Below are 9,340 nucleotides of genomic sequence, written 5' to 3'. Positions count from 1 at the left end.
CACCGCAATACACCGCAAGGTGGCCTTTTTTTCGCATGGTCCCCGGGGAAACAAGCTGTTCGTGTAGGCAATGATTCCGTAAATGCGTGAGTATGCTCCTACATTCAGTCTCGATTTGATCCTATTTCATGCTCGCGATCCGCTCCGCATGATGGGGAACCAACCAAACCCGAGGAGAAAAACGATGACGAATAAATATCAAGCCCTGCTGCTCGGCGGGCTGATGTCCCTGGCCCTGGCGGCATGCAAATCCACTGGCGACGATATGGGCACCGGCAGCAGCAGCGGCAGCAGCGGCTCGACCATGAGCAGCGGCAGCACCACCGGTGGCAGCACCGGCACCGGCACCACCGGCACCGGCACGGGTACGGGCAGCACCAGCGGCAGCAGCTCGACCTGGGGCACCGGCACCTCGTCCGGCACCAGCGCCACCACGCCGCCGCCTGTCGGCAGCTCCAGCACCACCACCAATCCGACGACCCCGCCGACCAACGACCCGACCACCACGACCGATCCGACCCGCCGCTGACCCGGCGGCCAGGCTGTCAGCCCGGCATCGCGAGCGTCCGCGCCGCGCTGGCGGGTTTGTCCGTTTCCGAAGGTGAAACGCAGGCGCTCGGGTAGAATGGGCCGCATGGCCCCTGCCCCTACTCCACCCGCCCGCCGATGAAGAACTGGCTTGCCCGCCTGTTCGGGAGCGCGCGCGACGACACGCCCACGCGAGAGCCCGCTCCCCAGCCGTCCGCAGTGCCGGACACCGTTGCGAACCCGCCACGCGGCGACGATGCCGTAGCCGGCCTGGACCTCGCTTTCTACCGCTGGCTCGCGGGTCCCTGTTCGGCCGCCGTGCCGGGGGGAACACTGCTCATCGACGAGCTGGCGCGCCTGGCCGGGCAGCCTGAAGCGGCGGCCGGCCTGGTGCCGCGCGTGCCCGCCGTGATCCCGCAACTCTTGCGCAGCCTGCGCGACGAAGGCAGTTCCGCCGCCGACCTGGCGCGCCAGCTGTCCCAGGACGCGGTGCTGGTGGCCGAAGTGATCCGCGAGGTCAACAGCCCCTATTACCGGCCCGCCACGCCGGTGCGCAACATCGAAGGCGCCCTGCTGCTGCTCGGCCAGAACGGCTTGCGCATGCTGCTCGCGCGCGTGGCTTTCCGCCCGGTGATCAGCATGCAGCCCGGCCAGCTGGCGCGCCAGCTCGCGCCGACCCTGTGGAACCAGTCGGAGAAATGCGCGCTGGCCGCCTCGCTGCTCGCCCCGGCCCACGGCGCCGATCCCTTCGAAGCCTACCTGGCGGGACTGATGCACAACATCGGCCTGGTGGTGGCGCTGCGCGTGGCCGACCAGGCGCTGCCGGGAGCGCTGCCGGACGACGACGGCTTCGCAGCCGCCCTGCTGGGCGCCGCGCGCCTGCTGTCGTCCCGCATCGCCGCCGCATGGGACTTGCCGCCCGCCGTGGCTTGCGCGATCGCCCAGCCCGATGGCGGCCTGCTCCTGGCCGGCGCGCTGGCCGCCGGCGACCGCCTCGCCAAGCTGCGCCTGCTGGCCGACGCCGCCCAGCCGGGTTTCGTGCGCAGCGCCGGCGCGCTGGCGCCCCAGGAACGCAAGGTGTTCGACCAACTCTCGGAAAGTGAAGACTGATGGCCTTTCAGATCGAGCAGAAACTCGTGATCGGCGTCGCCTCCAGCGCCTTGTTCGACCTGTCGGAATCGCACCAGGTCTACCTGGAGGAAGGTCCGGAAGCCTACCGCGGCTACCAGGAGCGCCACCTCGACCTCATCCTCGGCAAGGGCGTGGCCTTTCCTTTCATCCGGCGCTTCCTCAACATCAACAAGTGTTTTCCGCGCCAGTCGCCGGTCGAGGTCGTGCTGTTCTCGCGCAACTCGCCCGAGACGGGCCTGCGCGTGATGCGTTCCATCGCCCACTATGGCCTGGATATCTCGCGCGCCGCCTTCATGAACGGCAAGTCGCCCTACGCCTACCTGCCGGCCTTCAACGCCTCGCTGTTCCTGAGCGCCAACGAGGAAGACGTCAAGAGCGCGATCGCCGTCGATTATCCCGCCGGCCTGGTGCTGCCGTCGAAGATCGCCGACGACGAGGACGACCTGGAGCTGCGCGTGGCCTTCGACTTCGACGGCGTGCTGGCAGACGACGAGTCCGAGACCGTCTTCAAGCGCAACAACGACCTCGACGAGTTCCACGCCCACGAGCTGCTGCACGTGGCCCGCCCGCACCAGCCGGGGCCCCTGGCGGGCCTGTTCCAGAAACTGGCGATGATGCAGCGCCTGGAAGACCGCGCCCAGCGCCGCGATCCCGGCTACCGCAAGATCGTGCGCATCGCCATCATCACCGCGCGCAACGCGCCCTCGCACGAGCGCGTGGTCACCACCCTGAAGAGCTGGGGCGTCTCGGCGGACGAGACCTTCTTCCTCGGCGGCATGGACAAGGCGCGGGTGCTGTCGGTGTTCAAGCCCCACATCTTCTTCGACGACCAGCTGACCCACCTGAAGGCGGCGCCGGGCGGCACCATCCCCATGGTCCACGTGCCTTTCGGTATCGCCAACCGCAGGATGGGCCTCGATACGGCCGCCGATATCGCTGCCTGAGTGACCCGCGATCGTCCCGCGTGACGTCCGCGTCGGTGCGCATGCGCACGGAGCGCCGCGGCGGCAGGCGCTAGGGTAGCCCTTCCATGTGGAAGGAGCCGCCATGAGCCAGGACCAAGGAAAACCGCACTCCCGCACACCCAACATGCCTGCAGGCGGATGGGGATCGGTGCGCGACGTCGCCACCATCCTGCTGCACCAGGACACCGTCGCGAAGGACAGCACCCTGCTGCCCCGGCAGAACAAGCCCGACGGCTATGCCTGCGCCAGCTGCGCCTGGGCCAAGCCGGCCCATCCCCATCCCTTCGAATTCTGTTCCAGCGGGGCCAAGGCCACCGCCTGGGAAACCACCAGCCGCACCATTGGCGCCGATTTCTTCGAGCGCCACACATTGACGGAGCTCGAGAGCTGGAGCGACCACCAGCTGGAGGACCAGGGCCGGCTCACGGTGCCGCTGCGCTGGGACCCTGCCACCGACACCTACCGCGAAATCGGCTGGGACACGGCCTTCGCCGAGATCGGCGCCGCGCTGCGCGGCTTCGAGCGCGAACAGGTGGTGTTCTACGCCTCCGGCCGCGCTTCGCTGGAGACCTCCTACATGTTCCAGCTGCTGGCCCGCATGTACGGCAACAACAACCTGCCCGACAGCTCCAACATGTGCCACGAGAGCACCTCCGTGGGCCTGCAGAAGACCATCGGCGTGGGCGTCGGCACCATCGGCCTGCCGGACTTCGAACGGACCGACTGCATTTTCTTCTTCGGACAGAACGTGGGCGTGAACAGCCCGCGCATGCTGCACCAGCTGCAGGCGGCGCGCCGGCGCGGGGTGCCGGTCATCACCTTCAATCCGCTGCGCGAGCGCGGCCTGGTCAGCTTCACCAATCCGCAGTCGCCGCTGGAGATGCTGACCGGGCACGAGACCGTGATCAGCACCCAGTACCACCAGGTGCGGCCCGCCGGCGACACGGCGGCGATCATGGGCCTGTGCAAGGCGATCCTGGCCGCCGACGCCTCGGCGCCGGTCCTCGACCGCGACTTCATCGCGGAACATACCCATGGCTTCGAAGCGTTCGCGCAGGCGGTGCGCAGCTCCGAATGGAGCGAGATCGAGCGCGAATCCGGGCTGACGCGCGGGGCGCTGGAAGGCGCGGCCGAAGTCTGGTGCCGCTCCCGCGCGGTGATGGCGGTGTACGGCATGGGCCTGACCCAGCACCGCAACGGCGTGCAGAACGTGGCCATGCTCGTCAACCTGCTGCTGCTGGGCGGCCACATCGGCCGGCCCGGCGCCGGCATCTGCCCGGTGCGCGGGCACTCGAATGTCCAAGGACAGCGCACGGTCGGCATCACCGAAAAGCCCGAGCTGGCGCCCCTCGACAAGCTCAAGGAGCAATACGGCTTCGAGCCACCGCGCAAGCCCGGCATGAACACCGTGGACGCCTGCGAGGCGATCCTGGCGCGCAAGCTGCAGGCCTTCATCGGCCTGGGAGGGAACTTCGTGCGCGCGGTGCCGGAGACCGTCATGATGGAAGCGGCCTGGCGCGGGATTCCGCTCACGGTGCAGATCGCGACCAAGCTCAATCGCACCCACGTCATCCACGGCAAGGCCGCCTACCTCCTCCCTTGCCTGGGCCGGATCGAGACCGACCGCCAGGCGAGCGGCGAACAGGCGGTGACCGTCGAGGACAGCACCGCCTGCATGCACGGCTCGCGCGGCATGGCGGAACCCGCCGCCGCAACCTTGCTGTCGGAGCCGGCGATCGTGGCCGGCATCGCCAAGGCCACGCTGGACGCGAATCCGAAGCTCGACTGGGATGCCTGGGTAGCCGATTATGCGACGGTGCGCGACGCCATCGAAGCCACCTATCCGGACATCTTTAAGGACTTCAATGCCCGCATGTGGACACCGGGCGGTTTCCGCAAGCCGCTCGCCGCGGCCGAGCGCAAGTGGGAGACCGAGAGCGGCAAGGCCAACTTCACCGTGCCCGAGAACCTGCTGGGCGACCCGGACATGCATGCCACGGCACAGTCTCTGCGGCTGTTCACGATCCGCAGCGACGGCCAGTTCAACACCACCATCTACAGCTACGACGACCGCTTCCGCGGCGTGCACGGCAGCCGCATGGTGCTGTTCATGGCGCCGGGCGACATGGCGCGCCTGGCGCTGCGCGAGGGAGACATGGTCAACCTGCGCGCGGCGGCCCAGGACGGCGTGGAGCGGCGCGTGGATGGCCTGGCGGTCGTTCCCTACGACGTGCCTGCGGGATGCATCGCCGGCTACTACCCGGAATGCAATCCCCTGATTCCGCTCTGGCACCACGCCAAGGAAAGCAAGGTCCCCGCGGCCAAGGCCATCGACGTCATCGTCGAACGCGCCGGGAGCCAGTCGTGAACGCGGCCGCCGGCCTGCCGGCCCAGTGCTGGATCGCGGACCGCGTCCAGGCGGCCAGCGAGACGGTCGCCGAGGAAGTGCCGGTGGCGCTCAGCTACGACGGCATCACCCACGCCGTCATGCTGGCCTCGCCCATGGACCTGGAAGACTTCGCGGTCGGATTTTCGCTCGGCGAACGCATCGTGCGCCGGGCATGCGACATCCACGATCTCGAGATCGAGGAGACGGACCAGGGTATCGCCATCGACATGCGCATTGCCTCGGGCGCCTTCATGCGCTTCAAGGAAGGCCGGCGCGCACGCACCGGGCGTACCGGCTGCGGCCTGTGCGGGGTAGAGAGCCTGGCCTGGTTCGAGGACGACGCCTGGACCGCGGCGGCGCCGGGCGAAGCATTGGCGCTGGCGCCGGGCGCGCTGCACCACGCGATGGCGGCGCTGGGCATGCGCCAGGAGCTCCATCGGGCCACGGGCGCCGTCCATGCGGCCGGCTGGGCCTCGCTCGATGGCGAACTGCAGTGCATGCGCGAGGATGTCGGCCGCCACAACGCGCTGGACAAGCTGGTCGGCGCCCTGGCGCGCGACGGGCTGGACACGCGCCGGGGCTTCGCCGTCGTGACCAGCCGGGCCAGCTTCGAGATGGTGCAGAAGGCGGCGCGCGCGGGCATGCCGGTGCTGGCCGCGATCTCGGCGCCGACCGCGATGGCGGTCCGCCTGGCGGAGCGAGCCGGCGTGACCCTGGCCGGCTTCGTGCGCGGAGACCGCCACGTGGTCTACAGCCACCCGGCCCGCCTGCAGCGATCTTATTGAATCGTCAAGAAACGCCCGCCCGGCGCCCGGCGGCCAACGGCCGCTTCGACTATAATGGACGACCCATCGTCGCGACACTCATTGCACGCTGCATGCCCTTCGATCTCAAGAAACATCTCCCCAAACCAGGTCAACGTTTTGTCCTGCCGGCCCTGCACGGCTCCTCGGACGCCTACGCGCTCGCCGTCGCCGCGCTCGCGCTCAAGGCGAACCAGCAGATGCTCACCGTTATCGTGGCGAACGCCAGCGACGGCCAGCGCCTGCTCGACGAGATCCCCTGGTTCGCGGAGGGCAAGCTGTCCTGCCACCTGCTGCCCGACTGGGAGACCCTGCCCTACGACGCCTTCTCGCCGCACCAGGACCTGGTGTCCGAGCGCCTGGCGACCCTGCACGAGATCCGCAACGGCCAGTGCGACGTGCTGGTGGTTCCTGCCACCACCGCCCTGGTGCGCCTGGCGCCGCCGTCCTTCCTGGCGGCCTACACCTTCTTCTTCCGCCAGGGCGAGAAGCTGGACGAGGCCAGGCTCAAGGCCCAGCTGACCCTGGCCGGCTACACCCACGTGTCGCAGGTGATGTCGCCGGGCGAGTACTCGGTGCGCGGCGGCCTGATCGACCTGTTCCCGATGGGTTCGGCCTTGCCCTACCGCCTCGACCTGTTCGGCGACGAGATCGAGACCATCCGCACCTTCGACGCCGACACCCAGCGCTCGCTCTACCCAGTCAGGGAAGTGCGCCTGCTGCCCGGCCGCGAGTTCCCGATGGACGAGGCGTCCCGGACCGCCTTCCGCGGCCGCTGGCGCGAGCGCTTCGAGGGCGACCCGACCCGCTCGCCGCTCTACCGCGACATCGGCAACGGCATCGCCCCCAGCGGCATCGAATACTACCTGCCGCTGTTCTTCGACGAGACGGCGACCCTGTTCGACTACCTGCCCGAGGAATCCCCGCTGGTCCTGGTGGGCGACATCGACGCGGCAATCCAGCGCTTCTGGCTGGACACCGAATCGCGCTACCGCTTCCTCAAGAGCGACCGCGAGCGTCCGCTGCTGGAGCCGCGCGAGCTGTTCCTGGGCGCCGAGCAGTTCTTCACCTGCGCCAAGCCGCACGGGCGCTGGGCCATCGCGCGCGACGCCGCCGCGCCGGCCTCGGAACTGAGCGCGCCGATTCCCGACATCGCCGTCAACCGCCGCCTGGACGACCCGCTGACCAACCTGCGCGGCTATTTGCTGCGCAAGGACGCGCGCGTGATGATCTGCGCCGATTCGGCCGGCCGCCGCGAGACCCTGCAGCAGTACTTCGCCGAATACAAGCTGGACCTGGCATCGGTCGAAGGCTTCGACGGCTTCAAGGCCACGGACGCGCGCCTGGCGCTGGGCGTCGCCCCGCTGCAGGCCGGTTTCGAGCTGCTCGACGAAGGCAGCGGCCACCTGGTGTTCGTCACCGAGACCGAGCTGTATGCGGGTTCTGGCCGGCGCGCCGGCAAGAAGAAGCAGGAAGCGACCAGCCAGGTCGAATCGATGGTGCGCGACCTGTCGGAGCTGAAGATCGGCGACCCGGTGGTGCACATCAACCATGGGATCGGGCGCTACATGGGCCTGATGAGCATGGATCTCGGCGAAGGCGAGACCGAATTCCTGCACCTGGAATACGCCAAGGACTCGAAGCTGTATGTGCCGGTGTCGCAGCTGCACGTGATCTCGCGCTATTCCGGCAGCTCGCCGGAAGATGCGCCGCTGCACGCGCTCGGCTCGGGCCAGTGGGAAAAGGCCAAGCGCAAGGCGGCCGAGCAGGTGCGCGACACCGCGGCCGAGCTGCTCAACCTGTACGCGCGCCGTGCCGCGCGCCAGGGCCATTCCTTCGAATACTCCAGCGTCGACTACGAGAACTTCGCCACCAGCTTCGGCTTCGACGAGACGCCCGACCAGGCGGAGGCGATCCACAACGTCATCAAGGACATGACCTCGGGCCGCCCGATGGACCGCCTGGTATGCGGCGACGTCGGCTTCGGCAAGACCGAGGTCGCGCTGCGCGCGGCCTTCATCGCGGTCATGGGCGGCAAGCAGGTCGCCATCCTGGCTCCGACCACCCTGCTGGCCGAGCAGCACGCCCAGACCTTCGCCGACCGCTTCGCCGACTGGCCGGTGAAAATCGCCGAGCTGTCGCGCTTCCGTACCGGCAAGGAAGTCAACAACGCGATCAAGGGCATGGCCGACGGCACCGTCGACATCGTGATCGGCACGCACAAGCTGCTGTCGCCGGACGTGAAGTTCGAGCGCCTGGGCCTGGTCATCATCGACGAGGAGCACCGCTTCGGCGTGCGCCAGAAGGAAGCGCTGAAGGCCTTGCGCGCCGAGGTCGACGTGCTGACCCTGACCGCGACCCCGATCCCGCGCACCCTGGGCATGGCCCTGGAAGGCCTGCGCGACTTCTCGATCATCGCCACCGCGCCGCAGAAGCGCCTGGCGATCAAGACATTCGTGCGCAGCGAGGACGGCTCGGTGATCCGCGAAGCCTGCCTGCGCGAACTCAAGCGCGGCGGCCAGATCTACTTCCTGCACAACGAGGTCGAGACGATTGAAAATCGCCGCGCCATGCTGGAGGAACTGCTGCCCGAAGCGCGCATCGGCGTGGCCCACGGCCAGATGCACGAGCGCGACCTGGAAAAGGTGATGCGCGACTTCGTCTCGCAGCGCTTCAACATCCTGCTGTGCACGACCATCATCGAAACCGGCATCGACGTGCCGACCGCGAACACCATCATCATGCACCGCGCCGACAAGTTCGGCCTGGCCCAGCTGCACCAGCTGCGCGGCCGCGTCGGCCGTTCGCACCACCAGGCCTACGCCTACCTCCTGGTGAACGACGTGATGAGCCTGACCAAGCAGGCGCAGCGCCGCCTGGACGCGATCCAGGCGATGGAAGAACTGGGCAGCGGCTTCTACCTGGCCATGCACGACCTGGAAATCCGCGGCGCCGGCGAAGTACTGGGCGAAAACCAGTCCGGCGAGATGCTCGAAGTGGGCTTCCAGCTGTATTCGGACATGCTGAACGAGGCGGTGCGCTCGCTCAAGGCCGGCAAGGAGCCGGACCTGGCCGCGCCGCTGTCCTCGACCACCGAGATCAACCTGCACGTCCCCGCCCTGCTGCCATCCGACTACTGCGGCGACGTGCACGAACGCCTGTCGATCTACAAGCGCCTGGCCAACTGCGATACCCAGAACCGCATCGACGACATGCAGGAAGAACTGATCGACCGCTTCGGCAAGATGCCGGACGCCGTGCGCGCCCTGATCGAAACCCACCGCCTGCGCATCGCCGCCAGGACGGTCGGCATCGTCAAGATCGACGCCCATGGCGAAGCCGTGAACATGCAGTTCATGGAAAAGCCGCCGATCGATCCGATCAAGATCATCACCCTGATCCAGAAGAACCGCCACATCAAGCTGGCCGGCCAGGACAAGCTGCGCATCACGGCCGGCATGCCGGACCTGCAGGCGCGCGTGAACCAGGTTAAACAGACTATCAAACAACTGCTCGCTTAATTT

At 68.1% G+C, this 9,340-nt stretch carries 6 protein-coding genes; all 6 read left to right on the top strand.

Annotated features, from left to right (window positions below):
* Positions 1-184 precede the first annotated feature (184 nt).
* The 6 genes from KBW95_RS14380 (at position 185) to mfd (ending at position 9,337) form a co-directional block, all read left to right on the top strand.
* Positions 185-529, top strand: a complete 345-nt coding sequence (locus KBW95_RS14380; RefSeq protein WP_211528587.1) for a hypothetical protein — start codon at positions 185-187, stop codon at positions 527-529.
* Between the two features lie 137 nt (positions 530-666).
* Positions 667-1,638, top strand: coding sequence for an HDOD domain-containing protein (locus tag KBW95_RS14375; RefSeq protein WP_211528586.1), 972 nt, complete (start codon positions 667-669; stop codon positions 1,636-1,638).
* Positions 1,638-2,603 carry a 5'-nucleotidase gene (locus KBW95_RS14370; RefSeq protein WP_211526166.1) on the top strand — a complete coding sequence of 322 codons (966 nt, stop codon included), beginning with the start codon at positions 1,638-1,640 and terminating at the stop codon, positions 2,601-2,603. Before KBW95_RS14375 ends, KBW95_RS14370 begins: the two co-directional genes overlap by 1 nt.
* Before the next feature lie 145 nt (positions 2,604-2,748).
* On the top strand, positions 2,749-4,992 hold the full coding sequence (locus tag KBW95_RS14365; RefSeq protein ID WP_211528585.1) for an FdhF/YdeP family oxidoreductase: 2,244 nt from the start codon (positions 2,749-2,751) through the stop codon (positions 4,990-4,992).
* Entirely contained in the window at positions 4,989-5,798 is an 810-nt protein-coding gene (gene fdhD / locus KBW95_RS14360) for a formate dehydrogenase accessory sulfurtransferase FdhD (protein ID WP_373888803.1), read from the top strand. The genes KBW95_RS14365 and fdhD overlap by 4 nt, the downstream gene beginning before the upstream one ends.
* Before the next feature lie 92 nt (positions 5,799-5,890).
* The gene (gene mfd, locus KBW95_RS14355) at positions 5,891-9,337 is read left to right on the top strand and encodes a transcription-repair coupling factor (RefSeq protein ID WP_211528584.1); all 3,447 of its coding nucleotides are present in this window, start codon (positions 5,891-5,893) and stop codon (positions 9,335-9,337) included.
* Positions 9,338-9,340 lie beyond the last annotated feature (3 nt).

Source organism: Massilia sp. ZL223 (assembly GCF_018119395.1).
Lineage (GTDB): Bacteria > Pseudomonadota > Gammaproteobacteria > Burkholderiales > Burkholderiaceae_D > Telluria.
Note: the sequence above shows the minus strand (reverse complement) of the source record. Positions and strands in the feature narration are given on the sequence as shown.